This is a genomic window from Brevibacillus laterosporus, from assembly GCA_007833815.1.
GTDB classification, from domain to species: Bacteria; Bacillota; Bacilli; order Brevibacillales; family Brevibacillaceae; genus Brevibacillus_B; species Brevibacillus_B laterosporus_D.
This window is the reverse complement of the sequence record CP033464.1, coordinates 1,246,839-1,264,072: the sequence shown is the minus strand read 5'-3', so window position 1 is coordinate 1,264,072 and position 17,234 is coordinate 1,246,839. Positions and strand designations below refer to the sequence as shown.

Here is a 17,234-nt window from a genome sequence, read left to right as displayed (position 1 = left end):
CTCTCAATTGGAGAGGGCCTTCAAAGTAGTACTCCTAATATGAATATTGAGCAGTAAAGCACAGAAATAAAATACTGTACTCTAGATAAAATATTTAATCCGAACGCTTTATCCTCAGATCCTTTTTCACCAACAAGAAACCATTCAAGATCAACGACGAACTCTGAAACAATCGAAAGTATAGTTTCAACCGAAGGTTTATACTTATCCTGTTCCAGCTCGCTTAACGTAGCTTGAGATATCTCAATTCGATTTAGAAAAATTAACTTGATTGATTTTATTTAGCTTTCTAATTGTTCGGATTCGCTTTCCAATTGTTTGAATATTAATCACCCTTATGTATAGTAAAGTCCCGATGACTTAATAAATCACCGGGACTGAACAAGCGGTTCATAACTTTTTCTTCTGGTTCATGACTTTCTTTAATGGTTCATGACTTTATTATCACCAGACAATCCTGTAGCTTTAAAATAAAGTTTGATCAAAAATACCCTACAAGTTAGCATTTTACGATAAATAAAAAGAATCCATTTTGAAAAAAAGATTGATTAAAATGGATTCTTTTCCAGCAGATTTAAGTTTCGGTTTTATAAAAAAGTTTGATTATTTTCTATCTGTGCTACTGTACAATCGCGCCCTATTTTTGGAAAACATCCATCTTTTTTATAAATGATCAGACTCTGTTATAAATTATCAAACTTTATTTCAAATCAATAGCTGAAAAAGACGAACGACTTTGGAACCAAGCTTTTGGCCAACTTGCCAAAAAGCGTAAAAGCCGGAAGTACCATTAGCATGGTGAAAACCGGCTTTTTTTGTGCCCATATCTCCCATTAACATTGTAAATTGGTGTATTTTGTATGCTAAGTCCTATCTGAACGAATGTAGCCAATAGAAGGGACTTAGGATGTCTACAAAATGTGGGCTAGATCAGAATAGATAAGGGAGTCTCTCTATTTTTTCTATTGATCTCTAGTTACCTTTGTAATTAACCATTCTTCGTTTTGTTTTGTAATAGTTAAGTTTTCGGTGTAATTTGTTGGCTGCTCATTTTCTTTTGGAGATGAGCTAACGGTTACAACCAAATTGTATTCAGTATCGGAAACTTTTTCTATTTTTGTATCTACGATATGATCTAGATGTTGATCTTTAAAAATAGAGAGTTGATCTTCTTCAACAGCTTTTTTTGCTTCTTCCCCGGTTACTTTCATGAGTAACTCTTTATCACCTTTATACTCTGCTTCAATGTATTGAACAGCTAAATTCTTCAGATTCGATTCAACATTTTGGCTCATAGTAGATTGATTTCCACATGCTGTAAGCAACAAAAAAGAAAGTAATACTTGGGTAATAAATGGAATTAGCTTCATTTCAAATTCCTCCCTTAATCAAACCACCAGTCTTTTACTCCTCTGTAAATCTTATTAGCAATCTCATCCTGTCCTGAACTTGACTTCAAATACTTCAAATCAGAACTATTGGATATAAAACCAGTTTCAGTCAAAATCGCGGGCATTTTAGTTCCACGTAGAACTGCCAGATTACGGTTATCTTCGTATGGAGATTTATAATCACGTAGGACATCTATAACTCTATTGTGGACAAAGTCCGCAGCCTCTCTACTTAAATTAATATGGTGATTGTTAGGATATAGTACAGTGGCTCCTTTAACACTGGAAGTTGAGCTTGAATTGATATGTACACTAATGAAAATATCTGCCTTTTTTTCATTAGCTAGTGCATACCTTTTATCAAGATCAACAAACTTATCTGTTGTGCGAGTCATATACACGGTGGCATCTAATTTATCTTCAAGATAATCCCTGAGTTTTTTTGCAATCTCAAGATTCAAATCAGCCTCTTCCGTTCCGTCGCTTCCTATTGATCCTGGGTCTTTTCCACCATGACCGGGATCAATAACTATGACTGGATCTGCATCTGGCTCATTTTTCATAGGAGACACTTTTTGTTTCTTACTTTTTTCTTTAGCCTCAGGATTTGGACGCTCAAAAGGAACTGAGAAATCGTACATATCAAGATATCCTATTGGTGCACCATCAATTAAAAATTCTACTTCTTTGATATCGTCAAACTGATAAGCAGTTCCCAATAATGAGTCCAGAATAAACCCTACATTGTGGTTGTTTGTCAAATTATCCTGAAACTCTTGATTCAGATCAATCGTAAGCTTTTCTCCATCAAAGTCTAGGTTATTTATATCGGTTCCCTTTGGAATCTCGCTAAATACCTCATCGTTTTCATAATTGCTTGATAATAATTCATGCAAAGCAAATGAAACCTTTTCTTTAGTACTGTTTGCGTCATTAGGAATATCAATTTTTATAGTCCGATCTAAACCGTTCAAATTTTTTAATACGATTGTACCTTTTTGTTCTTGTTTTAGAGCAAATGCACTTTGACCTACAACTCCAAGAAGTAATAAGCATGTAAGAGTGGAGGCAAGAATTTTACGCAATACAAACAACTCCCTAAATGAATTTTGATAAATTGTTACACTACTGTAGGGCTTGTACCAAAATCGAGAAAAATAATTTCCTCCTTTCGAAATTTTTCCTAGTTTGTTTTTATCTTTCGGAATAAATCCAGCACATTCCTTTTTATGTATTATATTACTAATTATTACTATATACGATTCTTACAATAATCTCATTTTGAAAAAATGAGTAAAAAAAGTAACTCTTATTTCTATAAAAGTGTCCAGGCTTTATTAACTTGCTTACTTACCCCACTATTTATAAAGCGAATAGTACCGTACCTGTTTCCAATAAACTCAAATTATAATAGTATTCGATTTTCCGAGTTTTCTTTATAGGTTGAATCAATTTCATAAAGGCTTTTTCCAAAAATAATTAGACTATCCCTACGGGATTAATGCTGTTTTTTTGAAAAAATTAAGCTGCTACTTTCATCCTACTTGCCAGTTCCTACGAATTCGATCCACTGCTAACTTGGATGCATTATAAACAAGAGTAACCAAGTCAAAATGGACTTTTGCCCTCTTTCCTGTGCGATATCGGACATTGTTTAGCTGAAAGAACTCCTTCAAATAAGCATGTACTCGCTCTACGGCTGTTCTCTGGTCATATAGTTCTTCCCACGTTTTTGTTCCTCTGGCTGGCGCGGTGTACTTTCGAAGATCGGTTTCAGCCTTAATTTTATAGACTTTTTGACAGAGAGAATCCTGATTCAATGGACAGTCTTTACATTCTTTTGGCCGTACAAATTTCAACGTTTTGTACTTCTTATCATAACTGTCGTAACGATAAGAGCATTCTCGGACACAAGTTGGCGCAAAATGTGAATCGAATCCAACCATTTCTCCTTCATTCCGCTTGTTGTAAGCAATAATCGCTTGTGCGTTCATTCGTCCGATTTGTTGATAGATCGGGACATAGTCATATCCCGCATCCATGATTGCATATCGCATGTGATTGGGCAGGACAGTTTGAATTCCTTTCAACAAAGGAATCGCTGCTTTCCCATCGTTCATACTTCCAGAGGACATGAGGGAGCAAAGAATATATTGACTTTTCGTACTGACTGCAAGATGAGCTTTGTATCCAAACCAAAACATGTTCTTTCCATCACTATTTTTCTTTATTCCCCAAGCAGGTTTGATAGGAACTTGGTACCGTAGGTCCTCCAACGTCACATCCAGTTGAGCTGCAATGGTTTTTTCATATAAGGACTTCTGGGCTTCCTTTTCTTGCTTTTGCTTGTCGTAGATATCTTTTTCTGCTTTTGATTTACGTCCACGTTTTTTCAATTCTGGTTTCGTCTTTTTTTCTTTTGCCACACCTCGATCACGGGATTCAAAATGGGTTGCATCGATGGCAATTGCTTCATCGCCTATGAACCCTTCCTGTATCGCTTGCAACAGTAACTTGTCTTGGACTTTATTGAGGTGTGCTGTTTCAGAAAGCTTCTGAACGAGACGAGAGTACGATGCCTCGGAAGGAAGATTGTCAGAAAACAGAAAACCGCATTCCATTCGAAAGATAAAGTCATGTTTTAGTCGTTTTCGTAAATCTTTCACAGTGGGAATTCGTTCTACGATTCGAGCGACCAGAGAATATAGCATGGCAGCATAATTCAACTCGGTAGGAGCACCATAGATCGACTTTTTGGAAATAGAGAAAAGAAGCGGTTCAATGTCAAGAGTGGAGAAAATAGCCTCAAAACGTTTGGGAGGTTCTAAGTCGAATAATTCCTGTATATCAAATAGGCTTCCTTGTTTTATAATAGACATTGGGAGTCACCACCACCTCTTAAGTTTGGGTCGCACTTAACTTATTAGAGATTTGGGGAGGTACTCCTTTTTCTATGCTCAAAAACTCTTGGGCCCGTAGGGCTCTGATTTATGAAATTGATTCGGTTATATATTTGTTCTATTTAAAATTACAAAAAAGGTGAAAATATAAAAAATAGGAATTAGCACCTTGCTAGTCTGTTTATACTGTTTTCCATTTGTCTATTTTTCAATGCACCAAGACTTTGCTGATCGTTTAATGCTTGACTATTTAATAATGATTGTAGCGACTTCGCTTCTTGCTTTCTTCGGCAAATTCTTTAGTAACTCAATTCCTCTAATTATTGGCAATATAGTATCTGGAATAATTTCATACTATTTCATTAGCAAGATGATGGGAAACGAACAATGGGTGGATATTTTAAGCCACTAACTCGATATCAAATATTAATGTTGGTTAGTTTTTTGAATTTGATTCTTTCAGTTCCTCGCTATGAAGTTAGCAAGTAGATATAAAAATAAGGATAAAGATAAAAATTAATTTAATTGAGGAGAGTAACTTCTTTGAATTAGAAGTTACTCATTTCGTTAAACATATCAAAAATATTCATTAACATAGCCTATTTATTAGGGGCTTAGTCCAACGTTATCAAACCCAAACAATGCCCCTCGAAGGCAAACAAACTTTTGTCATTCTTTACCTCCTCCATTATTTTTTTAAACCATTTAATTTGTTGATCTTTGGCGTGATATCTATGTGCTTCAAAAAGTATTACACATTGGATAAACTTCTTTTGGTTATTCATAACTATGGACAAATCTAGACATCGGAGAGTATCTTTTATTCCACTTTCAAAACGTTCATTTTGAAAATGATAGGTAGCTAAATAATAGCGAAAACGTAGATGCTGATTTACGTTAATTGGATCATGAGAGTCATCAAAAGAACGAATTTCTTCTGAAAATCTCTTCAATAGGTCATCTATTAGAAAATCATGCTTATTGGCTGCTTTCATGATGGTGACTAAGCCAGGTACTAATTCTGAAGGGTGAAGTTTAAGAAACGTGATGTAGTCATCAAGAACACAAATGTCCCCAATGAGGAGATTTAGCCTATACAAGTTTGCTGTAGCCGAAATCTTGTATTTATGGACTTCTGCTTGTACTGATTTGTTTAATGGATCGATCCAGCTTAGATTTAAATAGTCAGAAACAAATTTTCTTGCTTCTCCATATAATTTTTGTTTCTCTAATGATGCTGCTTTTAACAGATAGCCTTGTCCATAATAAACAACCAGATGACGCTCTGTTTTAAGAGGCTCATCATTCCGTGCCCTTTTCCGTTTACCTAGTTCATCTTGATGGATCAAGGTAGCCATTTTTCTTAACTCGTCTGCAAAATCCTCTACTTCTTTCCATTTCCGTAATTTAAAACATTCATGAGCTAGGTGTAATAAGGCATCCAATTGATGATTCTCAGGGAGTCTTTTTTGGTAAGCTTCGAATCTTATTATAGCGTTCCAATTTTCCTCCACATTTGTACCCAGTGATGCTCTAAACAAACGATATTGACTCATAATAAAACTCTCTGACCATTGATTTTTCTCCGTTTCAATGACTAACTTATAAAAGTAGATGGATTCTTTCTGCTTGCTTTTCTGAAATAACTGTTCTGCGACATCAAAAAGAACATCTATATTATTACGCATATCTAACAACCTAGAGACTACCTCGTAAATACAATCATATCTGCCTATCTCAACACATCTTATCAAAAAAGGACACACTCTTCTTTTGTATACTCTTCCACGTGAAAAACATTCTTCTAGATAGGTTTCATATAACCATCCGGGCGACTCATTAAAAGCAATTGCAATAGCATCTAATTGCTCTATCCTTATTGTTCGTGCATTAACTCCTTTTAAAAAAATGCTCAAAGTAGGATTATTGATGTTAGCTAATTCACTCAGCTTACTGATCGTGTATTCATGTGCTTTCAAACGCGCTGTGATTTCATACCTCAGTGATCGTCTTAGAGCATGATTTGTAATAATCATGTGAACGTACACTCCTTCTTATGAATAAATGGCTGCCATTGTCCTTTTTTTCATTAAATAAAAAACTCGATTTCGTTGTAATTTCAAGAAATCGAGTTCTCTATTTGGATGATTTATTTGTGACGTGTTGACTATACTGACAGTCTGCTTGTTTATCGATTCCAATTATTGTGACTATTAGTCCTCTATAGCCTTGTCTTTCAACGACTTCTCTAAATCATCTGAAATGTTGAAAGCCTGCTTGAAGTTATTAAGTGTTTTTTCATCTTCTGGCTGATGTGAAAGCCACTTTAAGAACGATTCTTCCCCTACATATTCAACAAGGGTATCTTCAAAATACAATTCGGGATTGTCATAGTCAGGTTCATTTAGATGACTAGAATCGTCAGCATGATCCTTTGATAACAAGGTTGGTCCGTCAAAAATGCGTGGCCAAAAGAATCTAGGATCAATAGTGTTTGATCTGGTAAATTTCTTTCCATCAAATGTTTCAGCATCATTTACATCGATGTGAAGGTGATAGCCATCCGTATCTTCTCCTGAATTTCCTGAAACAGCAATTTTTTGTCCTCTGTTTACCTTTTCGCCCGTTTTTACTTTTTTGGATTCCAGATGCAAATTTCTAATCACCAGTTTCTTATCGTTATCAGGCGATCGGTCAGTAGTCGTGATGGCTATGTAGTTTCCGCCATCCTTAAAAAATCCAGCACTGAGCACCTTACCATCTTGTGGACTGTATACAGGGTCCTTATACGCTAAAATATCCAGACCTCTATGATTTGAAGAGTATCCTCTACTATAATCAGTTACGTCGGTGACGTAATACCAGTTAAAGTCGCCATATGGGTTTTCACCTTTAGCGTATACTTGTTGATTGCTATTCATAAATGGAGAAGCTAGTAAGGATAATCCCAAAACGCTTGCTAATATTTTTTTCCTCATCTTTCCATTTACCTCCTAAAATTATATAATTTACCACGAAGTTAAAACGACTATAAGGGTGGTTAGACAATGAAAAAAATAATATTCTTTTCTTTTGTATTTGTGACCCTTCTTGCAATCTCAGCTTGTGGTAATTCAAATGAAGTCTCTTCTCAAAAAGAAAGGAAGAATTATCAAAAGAAAATTGAAATTTTAGAAAGAGTCGAGAATACAGACAGTACATTGAGCAGAATGACCAATTTACTTATTAACGAATGGCCTGTTCTTTTCAAACAGTCCAGCGAAGCAGAGTTGTGGAAATCCTATTGTCGGTTGACCTGGCATGTTGAGAAAGATGAACAAGAACAACTCAAAAAGAATTTAACCCATCATCCTGAATATCTAAGCTATGTTGATCTCCTAAAGAAAGGGATACTACCGGCAAAATCGGTCACTGTGAAAGAAGTAAATACACAACGTAATACAGAAAACCTTGGGCATTTGGTGAAAGTTACTTATGATCTATTACTGAAAGATGGAACGACAAAAGAATTACAAGTGACATTGAATGCTGATGACAATATGGAAACTTTTAATGATCGTTTCGTGCCAATGGTGGCTGGAGCAGATAATGTAATCCCTGAGCCAAAAAATGAGCAGGAAGAATTATACCGTAGGTTCCTGTTGAAATTACTCGATTACAACGTTTCCAAGAAGATGACTCATGAGGAATTCATTGAGATTTTAAACTGATAGTCAGCTAGGGTATTTCTTATATATAAGAAATACCCTTTTTCCTTTACCCACTAGATCCATAACCTAAGCCTCTAATGATACCTTGGAACCTGTTTAGATCATCAACGTTTTACTTGCCAATTGCACATCTCTTTTTTTCAAACCAGTACTGTCTTTCAATGACTGGTAAACAACCTTGTGAGTTAATTTTTGGTTGTATGCAATTTCTGTTTTATTCTCTTTTGGCTGGGCTGTTTGATAACTTGTACAATCAATCAAGGGATTTGAATCGCCCCAAATTAGAGCCATAACGTTGTACCTCCTCCATACATACACAATGTTAATCAGAGACCTATATAAGTAAGGATGAGAAACGGCTGCTGTTATCCAAAGGTATTCCGGTGTACAGCGCTTGTAACTTCTATAACCGACAACCAGTGTAGTTTTCCGTAAGCTTTGATCTTTTTTGAATGGCTACAATGTACTCATCTAGTTGCCGGCTCATTTGTAAGACTTCTGGACTTGAGAATGAACCTTCTCGGCAAAATAATTTCACTAACTTATGGCGTAAAGCTTCTAAAGTTTCTGTAGCTTGCTGTAAATCGCAATCATTCTGTGATAAAGTGGTGGTAGCATAATGTAATGATTTGGAAGAGGGCGTTCCTTTACTATGGGGTTGAGGAATGTCCTTTTCTATTTCGTGATTATCATTTTTGATATCAACCTCCTCCTCTTTGAACCAAAATTTACTAATTAAACTATATACTAACCTACAGCAAACCACCGACTGAGAAAAACATATAAAATGTTAAAAAGGGGCTGTCCCAAAAGGTTATAGACCTAAGGGACAGCTTTTTGTCTTGTGAAGATCAAAAAGAAACCGTCCTTTGGTAAAATGGAGGTACCACCCCACCATATACGAAAGGAACGGTTTCTTTGTACATTCAATATACAATGGACCAACTTTGCCTGCCAATGGACTTGGAAGAAGACATTCCTCCTCATCATTTGGTTCGCGTCGTCAACGAAGCCATTAACCGGCTAGACGACGCTATTTTTGAGTCAGCATATCCCCGTGGTGGGCGAGACAGCTATCACCCCAAGATGCTCGCCAAGGTCATATCTACGCCTACACACAGCGGATCTATTCATAGAAATGAGAGCTGTGAAGGATGCCCACTCAAGGCATCTTGCACGAAAGCGAAAGGAAATCGGGAAATCAGCGTCAGTTTGAGGTACTTGCGTTACAAGCAGCATGCACGAGAAAGACTCCGCAGCGAGGAAGGTTATGCCCTGTCCGTTCGGCGGATGATTGAGCCGGAGAGCGTGTTTGGGCAAATGAAGAATAACCGGGGATTCCGGCGTTTTCTGCTTCGCGGCTTGCCGAAGGTAAGCCTTGAGGTCGGATGGCTTTCGCTTGCCCATAATTTGCTCAAAAAGGCGGCAGTAGATCAAAAACAAGCAATGACGGCGCAGGGATAGCACCCCTAACACCGCCATTTTTCATTTTTTTCTCAAGAGAGCTGTTCTCAAAGTGAGCTAGAACTTACTTTTGGGACAGCCTCTTTTTATATTGTTTCTTTAATCATTTACCCGCCTACACCATGAGTATATGCTCCTACACTATGATTAGATTTTGCCAATACTGTAATTGAGCTTTCATCTTGAGCAAGACTATAAGTTAATCCAATTACCATAACTAAAGAAAGTAGGAATCTTATCATCTTTATGACCTCCCTTCATAATAATGGTTTCAAAGTATTCTTTTTGCTGTTTAGATGCGTATTTTCGATATTTCCAAAGCAACTCTACGCATCGTTTATATTCTTGGTGGTGATTTACTATATCAGATAAACTAAGACATCGTAAAGTATCATCTATCCCTCTTGAAATCCGCTCATTTCGATATTCATACAAAGCTTTTTGATACCGAAAGTGTAAATGCCTACTTATATTTATGGGGTCTCTAAAGGCATCGAAACCTCTAATTTCGATTGAAAAACGTTCTAAGATATCATCCACCGAAAAATTATGTATATTAGCTGACTTCATAATCGTCAAAAATCCTGCTGTTTGTTCATTTGGGTATTGGATTAAGAAATCTATGTACTCAGATAGTACTCCTATATTTCCAAGTAACAAATCTAGGGTATACATATTTGCTTTACCCCAAATGCGAAATTTTTCTATCTCTTCTTGTCCAAGATCGTCTGAAAATTCAAACCATCCTAAATCAGCATAAATATGCACATATTTTTTTGCTTCTTCATATAACCCTTGCATTTCTAAAGATACACCTTTTAATAAGTAACCCTGTCCGTAATAAACAACAAGGTGTCGTTCTGTTTTAAGGGGATCAACGATATTACTTTTACTCTTTCTCAGCTCATCATGGTAAACAATCTTTGTCAGTCTTATTAATTCATCAGCATATCTTTCTACTTCTTTCCATCTATGCAACGTAAAACAAACCGTGGTTAATTGAAGCAAAGCGTCTAACTGAAAATTTTCTGGTACTCGATTTCGATAAGATTCAAATCGTATTACAGCCTTCCAATTTTCCTCTGCATCTTCCCCCTGTAGTATCCGAAATAATTTGTACTGGATAATAGCTAATCGCTCAGAATGGCTTTCTTTTTCATTTTCAATTACGAGCTGATAAAAATATCCTGCCTTTTCTCCATTGCCATTCTCAAATAATGCTTCTGCAACAGAGAAAATAATACCAATATTTTTCTGATCTTCAAGTAGCTTTTGTAAGACCAAATCAATGCAATCAAATTTATTGATTTCTGAACATCTTATTAAGAACGAAATCATTTTATGACGTACCACTTTTCCATTTGAAAAACAGTCATCCACATATAATGGATAAAACCATCCTTCAGCATACCCAAACGCTTTAGTAATTCGATCAAGTTGCGGTAAGGTTATAGGTCGATCTTTTTTTAGTATGTAACTAAGATTTCCTGATTGGATTTCTGTTAACTTACTAAATTGTGTAAGCCTAAAACCGAATAACATCATGCTCCTTTCAATTTCAGAGCGTAACGTTTTTATTGAACCCATTTTAAAAATCCCCACCTATTTTCAAAACTGTAAGATTTTTTATTTTAACTTATAATACCATTTATTAGTAATATATGTTATAAAAAAGGTGGAAAGATTATAAAGAATAAATATTAAAATGATTAAATATTATGTATGAAAGGAAAAAATATGATTACACGATCTTTTTATTACTTATGGGGGACTCAGACTCTTTCAAACATGGCTGACATTATTTATTTGATGGGCCTGATATCCTTGGTATTAAATAGCACTGATTCGCTAATGATAACCATTTTTGTTCCTTTATTCCGTTTTTTCTCTAAAACGTTGAGTGGTTTATTGGCACCACTGGTACTTTCACGGTACAGACTTCCTACGATACTACTTGTTTCGCAATTCGGACAGTTCGTTCTGTTTGCGATGCTGTTATTTTATCTTTGGATGGTTCCAGAAGAGCGATCATATCCCATTGTTTTCCTTATTGTATTTGGAATGTCCTTTCTGGATGGGTGGACCAATCCAGTTCGTAATGCCCTTGTGCCCCGCTTAGCATTGGGTGAAGGATTGATGAAAGCAAATGGTTTAATTTCCGTAAGTGATCATATTGTAAAATGCGCTGGATGGGCTCTAAGTGGGGTAATTGTTGTTTTGATTGGTTCCCAATCTACGCTCACGTTGGCGTTGGTCTGTTACTTTATAGCGATGGTGTTTACAGCTTTTATTAAAGATCCTCTGGACATGAGTATAGAGAAGAAAAAACAGCTTGATAAAGAGGAGAATTTAAAAGGAACGGACAAGACTACTGAGGGAAAGGAGTCATTTTGGAGTGATTTTTCAGAAGGTTGGAAAATCATTGGTCATAACCGACGTATTCGGACACTAACCATCATTGATACATTGGACACCATTGGGGGAACAGCCTGGATTGGCGTGTTTGTATTGGCTTTCGTCAAGCAGGTCCTGAATCGTGATGAAAGCTGGCTAGGCCTCATGAATGGCTCCTTTTTTACCGGGTCAATTGTAGGGGGTCTTCTTGTAGTGGCCTTGGTAAAACGGCTACAAAAGCGCAGTTTTATCTTCATGTTACTTGGATTTACCGTATATATCCTACTAGCTGTGTTTTTTGCATTTAATACACACCCTTTACTTGCCCTCGTTCTCATGACGTTAACTGGACCGCCTATAGAAATAGCTGCTGTTATAAGAAGAACTCTTTTTCAGCAGAGCATAAATGCTATCCAGTTGCCTAAAGTATTGGCTGCGTTGGATGTTATGGTCAATCTTACATTTAGTGTTTCTTTACTAATGCTGGGATGGTTCGCCGATCGATTCGGTATGGCCAATTTATACCTTTTGGCTGCGCTTTTGACGACAGTAGCTGTTATTGTTGGTCTTTTTAACCGTAATACGTTTAGTAAAACAGAAGTATTAAAAGAGTCTAAGGAAGATAAATCCATAACCACTTAAATATACTTATACCTGGGGGTATCACCTTAAATAATGGATGGTATCCAAAATGAATGGGTATTTTATTACAAAAAAATTCTCAATAAGGAGTTCACTTTTTGTAAAACTAAAATTAAGACCACATGAACTATTGATAAGCTCCCCTTAGAGCAACAGGTTTTTATTATTTCACCTGTCTACTTTAAGGGGAGCTTATCATGATATATTGCGGGCTTTATTAAATGAATTATTCCACACTCCTTTTATACAACTAACTTTTTAGAACAGTTGCCTTGTATTACAGCACATACCGTTACTTATGATACGGTTCTCCGTAATATATCCAAATAAGGTTTTTACTCTTCAAAGAAGTCCAAATCAATCTTCTTAGTAGTATAAACTTCTTCATCAGATACCCCTACATTATACTTAAACATCAAATTAGTTAGTTCTTGTCCATCAATTAGAATTACTCTTTTATCAATTGACTCAGCATAGATCCTAGCTTCTTTAGAAAATTTAGCTGTCGTAATGAAGATTCCTTTCGAAGCTTTCTTTCCAACTAAACTACCTACAAATCCTTGAATAGCAGGTCTTGATACAGTTGAATCAACTTTCCAGCGTTTCGCTTGTAAATAGATCATATCTAAACCTAATACATCCTCTTTAATGATTCCATCTATTCCTTCATCGCCTGTTTTACCAATTGCTCTTCCAGCATCATTTACTGACCCACCATAGCCCATAGCTACAATCAAATCGACAATCAAACGTTCAAAAAAGGCTGGAGAACATTCTAGAATTTTTTCTAATATCAATTCTTGAAGCTCATTTTTCAATACATTATAGTTGTAATCAATTAATTCGAGCGGAGTTTGTTCCCCATCGATTGATACTTCAGGTGTTTTCTTATCAGATGATGTATTTTTAATAAACTCATTGAAGCTCTCATACTTAGTCAAAAACTTTCTATCAATTCGTGTCAAAGCTGGATCTTTAATTATTTTTAACCCTTCTTCAGTAATTTTAAATACTGCTCTTCTCACTATCTTAATTAACCCTGCTTTATTTAAATAAGTTCTAGCCCATCCAATTCGATTAACTAATAGAGTTTGCTTACCACTTGGGAGTTTCTCTGCAATATCTTCGTCTGTTAAATTAAAATGATTTGCTAGCAACACATATAAATCCTGTAATCTATACTCTTTACCATCTTCTAACTGCTTAAGAAATGGATACATAAAATCTTGATAACCCGGAACAGCCATACTGTTTCCCCCATTCTATTTTCTATAATCAATATAACAAAAAATTAGTAATTATATTGCCACCAAAACAGAAAAGGGAACAGAAGATTAGTCCGTAGACAAGTCTCCTGTTCCTAATTGTAATTCTTCAAGTATTTCATTATTTAGCTTTAGTTGAATGCTTTCTATTTTACGATCTTCATCAATTGTAATTTGGTGTATTAGCAAATGCAGTAATCGCTTTCGTTGTTCCCTTGTAAGTGTAGTTCAGATCGTTGGCGGCCAAGTCAAGCATTCCTGCGAGTATGACCCCTTTTAAAGAAAAACATTAATTGCAAGACGATTTTATCTCAACTCATCCTTCAAAGGTACAATGACTTCATCTAACGTCTTTCTCCACTGACGCTTCATTTCTGGTCCATATTTTAACGGTTTTGCATCTGGATGTACGGCTTTAAACTTATCAAATTGCTTACTGTCAATAATTCCCCCGATATTTGGAATAGGCTCTGATCCTATTACATATTGAACAGCAGATGAATGCAGCTCTCCTTCATCCACAAACCAAGCTTTCGCAAATTCTCCAATCGCTTTATTATAGGACTCGGTGAAGAAACGTCGTTTCACTACAAAAGTATCTTCCTCTGAATTTATTTCTTTGGCATCAATGGCGTTTAAAATCGCACGGTATACCTCTTTAACAATTTCTGATTTTTTCAGTTTTTGAAGTACTTTTTCGATCTCGTCACGGATATTCTGATTATTTGCTGAGTACGTTTCTAATAATCGGTCAATATAGGTTGAGTCAATATCATAGATCTTAATCGCATTTTCTCCATAGAATTCAATGTCTGAGAAATCTGGTCCTCCTGGTCTATCACCGTCCCTTTCATCGACTAGCGATCCCTTAACCGTGTTGTACACGCCAATATATTCTTCTAAGGTCTTTACCTGTTCTTGGAGTGCTTTTGATTTATCCATTTCATCGTTATAATCATCATACGTAACTAAAGCTTCGTAGGCATTATTTAACTCCTGAAAAGCTTTCACAAATTCAATCCGAGTTTCAAGTGGAGAGTGCTCGTCAATGTCGGTTGAATTTGGTACCAGTTTTTTCAATGTTTTGTGAGCCTTTTGGAAGCGTTTCCTCGATTCATCATAAGTTGGATAAACAAGATTAGATTCCTCTTGTGCTTGAGAATATAACTTCGTCGCATCTTCTACATTCTGTTCCATTGTCGAAGGTTTTCGGAATGTTACAATTAATCCTTTTGTCTTTCCAGGATAGGTACGATTGGTCCGAGAAAAAGCTTGGATCAAATTGGCATAAGTTAAATTTCGATCCACAAATAACGTTTGAATCGTGGGTGCATCGAATCCAGTTAATAAGCGATCCACAACAATAACAAGGTCAATTTGTTTCCCAAATTCTTTGAATTCTGCTTTCTTACGAGCTAAACGATTGTTAATATCACCATTATATCGTTCAATATCTTCTATCGACCAAGCTGTATTATAATAATCGTTATAGTCCTTAATAATTTCTTTCATTTCATCTTGAATTTTTTTGGAATTATCTTCGTTTTCTTGTATCGAATAGGTGACGGCAATCCGAGGGAAGTCCGGATCTTCAATCGTACGCCCTGTTCGGATTGGATGTCCAGCAAATTCTTTCGTCAACCATTCTGGATCTTTGGTCATTTCCTTGATTGCCTGATAGTAGCGTTTCGCCATATCAATGGAACTTGTTGTTAAGATGGCAGACTTTTGCGGGCGACCGTTTTGGAAGTCAAATTTGATATAGGCATTATCTGGTCGAAAAATCTTATGAATGACTTTTTGAATATGATCATCACTTTCGAAAGTAGATGGTTCAAGATATGCTTCCTTCTCTATTCCATCCATTTGATCGATCATATCGTTAATTTCATCATTACTAAAATTGGCGTATTTTTCATTTAGACGAAGTTGATTAAAAATATAATTATTTAATGATGTGGGTTCAATCGTATCTTCATGCTCTACTTGGAACCCTAAAACAGCCCCATCATCCAATGCATTTTTAATAGTATAAGTGTGCAAAACTTCTCCATATTGATCACGAGTGGTGCGAGCTAATTGGCCTTTAGCTTGTTTTTTATTTTCATTAAATATCGGCGTACCTGTAAAACCAAACCATGTAGAATTTTGAAAAAAACCCTTAATCTCTTTCATTCCTTCTGCACTTAACGCACGATGGCATTCATCTACGACAAAGACAATATGTTGCCCTAGTAGTTTCTTAAAACGTTGGGTGCCTTTTTGTTCTTCTTGTCTTTGAGCATAACGCAAGGCAGCTTCTAATTTTTGGCGAGTGGTAATAATCACTGTATTGGAATTGGTATCAGATAGTAGAGTATTACTCAGCTCTTTCGCACTTTCGGTTCCGACAATCAAGCTATTAGACTTGGCATTATCAGAAGAAATACCGGTATTAAACTCGGAAGCAAATTTGGTGAATTCTTTCGTCGTTTGATTATCCAAGTCTTTTCGGTCAATAAGCATAATGGTACGATCTACACCTGGTTTGCGAGCTAATAATTTCGTAGAGACAAAACTTGTCAACGTTTTTCCTGAACCGGTCGCATGCCACACATGTCCAGATTCATGTTTCATGGCAGATGTAAACAAGGCTTCAATCGCATGAATTTGATAAGGGTGCAATACCATTAAGGTTTTGTTGTCTTGATCCTCGCTAACGATCGTATAATTGGCAATCAAGCGATGTGCATCTGGAATATTTAAGACCTGTTTCACAAATTCATAGAGATTTTCTACTTTTCGATTGTCCGTTGTCCGCCAACTAAAGACAAATTTCTTATGTATGTCTTTTGGCAACGCATTGGCAAAATAGCGAGTCGTTTGTTCGTTGGAAATGACAAATATTTGAAGAGTAGAAAAGATATTATTTCTAAACAACCCTTCTTCTGCGTATTTCTTAATTTGATTATAGGCTTGGAATACGCCATCTTTGGCACTGACTTGCTTCAATTCAATTTGAACAATTGGCAACCCATTGATTAAGAGTGTCACGTCAAATCGGCGATCACGATCATCAACTTTTGCCTTTTGTTTCGCAATCTGATGAACGACTTCATATGTAGAGATTCCGCCACCAATGTCTTGATTGGAATACAACACTAAAGACATCGAACCTAAAGATACATCTTCACGTTCAATCGTAATACGAGCAATTCCATTCTCCCCTTTGAGCCATCTAGCCGCATCAAAGGGTGTCTTTGTTTTTGATAGTAATTCTGTTTTAATGGTGTCAAATTCTTTATCAGAAATTGGATGATCTCCAATTTCTGATAAGTTATTTTGTGTAATTTTTTGACGCAAATTCTTCCATAGGTCTTCTTCTGATTTTAAATCTGGACGATAATTCCATTGATTATGTCCTTCTCCTAGCACTTCAATCAGTCGACGTTCTACTTCAGCTTCATCATTATGCGGTATTTTTGTCAT

The 17,234-nt window shown here is 36.1% G+C and carries 13 protein-coding genes and 3 pseudogenes; 4 read left to right on the top strand and 12 right to left on the bottom strand.

Translation table 11 applies throughout. The features are described 5' to 3' along the window. Nucleotides 1-20: 20 nt before the first annotated feature. The 5 genes and pseudogenes from EEL30_07530 to EEL30_07510 form a co-directional block, all read right to left on the bottom strand. Nucleotides 21-281, bottom strand: a complete 261-nt coding sequence (locus EEL30_07530; protein QDX95699.1) for an XRE family transcriptional regulator — start codon at nucleotides 279-281, stop codon at nucleotides 21-23. A 177-nt stretch (nucleotides 282-458) separates the two neighbouring features. After that, a pseudogene (locus EEL30_07525) lies at nucleotides 459-545 on the bottom strand (VOC family protein). Nucleotides 546-962: 417 nt separating this feature from the next. Next, nucleotides 963-1,370, bottom strand: coding sequence for a hypothetical protein (locus tag EEL30_07520; protein ID QDX92218.1), 408 nt, complete (start codon nucleotides 1,368-1,370; stop codon nucleotides 963-965). Between the two features lie 14 nt (nucleotides 1,371-1,384). Next, complete coding sequence (locus tag EEL30_07515) at nucleotides 1,385-2,485, bottom strand: hypothetical protein (GenBank protein ID QDX92217.1); 1,101 nt, start codon at nucleotides 2,483-2,485, stop codon at nucleotides 1,385-1,387. Nucleotides 2,486-2,926: 441 nt separating this feature from the next. Beyond that, the gene (locus tag EEL30_07510) at nucleotides 2,927-4,270 is read right to left on the bottom strand and encodes a transposase (GenBank protein ID QDX92216.1); all 1,344 of its coding nucleotides are present in this window, start codon (nucleotides 4,268-4,270) and stop codon (nucleotides 2,927-2,929) included. A 166-nt stretch (nucleotides 4,271-4,436) separates the two neighbouring features. Between EEL30_07510 and EEL30_07505 the strand changes: the two are divergent. Beyond that, nucleotides 4,437-4,811: pseudogene (locus tag EEL30_07505) on the top strand (hypothetical protein). 94 nt (nucleotides 4,812-4,905) lie between these two features. Here the strand turns inward: EEL30_07505 and EEL30_07500 are convergent. Both EEL30_07500 and EEL30_07495 read right to left on the bottom strand, forming a co-directional pair. Continuing rightward, on the bottom strand, nucleotides 4,906-6,327 hold the full coding sequence (locus EEL30_07500) for an XRE family transcriptional regulator (GenBank protein ID QDX92215.1): 1,422 nt from the start codon (nucleotides 6,325-6,327) through the stop codon (nucleotides 4,906-4,908). A gap of 177 nt (nucleotides 6,328-6,504) precedes the next feature. Further along, entirely contained in the window at nucleotides 6,505-7,269 is a 765-nt protein-coding gene (locus EEL30_07495) for a M23 family metallopeptidase (protein QDX92214.1), read from the bottom strand. 69 nt (nucleotides 7,270-7,338) lie between these two features. Between EEL30_07495 and EEL30_07490 the strand changes: the two genes are divergently transcribed. Continuing rightward, complete coding sequence (locus EEL30_07490) at nucleotides 7,339-8,001, top strand: hypothetical protein (protein QDX92213.1); 663 nt, start codon at nucleotides 7,339-7,341, stop codon at nucleotides 7,999-8,001. A gap of 96 nt (nucleotides 8,002-8,097) precedes the next feature. On the opposite strand, the gene EEL30_07485 is transcribed toward EEL30_07490, so the two are convergent. Together EEL30_07485 and EEL30_07480 are read right to left on the bottom strand one after the other, a co-directional pair. Continuing rightward, the gene (locus tag EEL30_07485; protein QDX92212.1) at nucleotides 8,098-8,292 is read right to left on the bottom strand and encodes a hypothetical protein; all 195 of its coding nucleotides are present in this window, start codon (nucleotides 8,290-8,292) and stop codon (nucleotides 8,098-8,100) included. A gap of 112 nt (nucleotides 8,293-8,404) precedes the next feature. Then, entirely contained in the window at nucleotides 8,405-8,668 is a 264-nt protein-coding gene (locus EEL30_07480; protein ID QDX95698.1) for an aspartyl-phosphate phosphatase Spo0E family protein, read from the bottom strand. A 464-nt stretch (nucleotides 8,669-9,132) separates the two neighbouring features. Here EEL30_07480 and EEL30_07475 point away from each other — a divergent pair. Beyond that, nucleotides 9,133-9,465 (top strand): annotated as a pseudogene (locus tag EEL30_07475) (IS1182 family transposase). A gap of 192 nt (nucleotides 9,466-9,657) precedes the next feature. Here EEL30_07475 and EEL30_07470 read toward each other — a convergent pair. Continuing rightward, nucleotides 9,658-11,052, bottom strand: coding sequence for a DNA-binding protein (locus EEL30_07470; GenBank protein ID QDX92211.1), 1,395 nt, complete (start codon nucleotides 11,050-11,052; stop codon nucleotides 9,658-9,660). A 150-nt stretch (nucleotides 11,053-11,202) separates the two neighbouring features. On the opposite strand from EEL30_07470, the gene EEL30_07465 reads away from it, so the two are divergent. Beyond that, the gene (locus EEL30_07465) at nucleotides 11,203-12,501 is read left to right on the top strand and encodes an MFS transporter (GenBank protein ID QDX92210.1); all 1,299 of its coding nucleotides are present in this window, start codon (nucleotides 11,203-11,205) and stop codon (nucleotides 12,499-12,501) included. 335 nt (nucleotides 12,502-12,836) lie between these two features. Here the strand turns inward: EEL30_07465 and EEL30_07460 are convergent, their stop codons facing one another. Together EEL30_07460 and EEL30_07455 are read right to left on the bottom strand one after the other, a co-directional pair. Then, entirely contained in the window at nucleotides 12,837-13,748 is a 912-nt protein-coding gene (locus EEL30_07460) for a restriction endonuclease (protein ID QDX92209.1), read from the bottom strand. Between the two features lie 324 nt (nucleotides 13,749-14,072). Further along, nucleotides 14,073-17,234 carry a type I restriction endonuclease subunit R gene (locus EEL30_07455; GenBank protein ID QDX92208.1) on the bottom strand — a complete coding sequence of 1,054 codons (3,162 nt, stop codon included), beginning with the start codon at nucleotides 17,232-17,234 and terminating at the stop codon, nucleotides 14,073-14,075.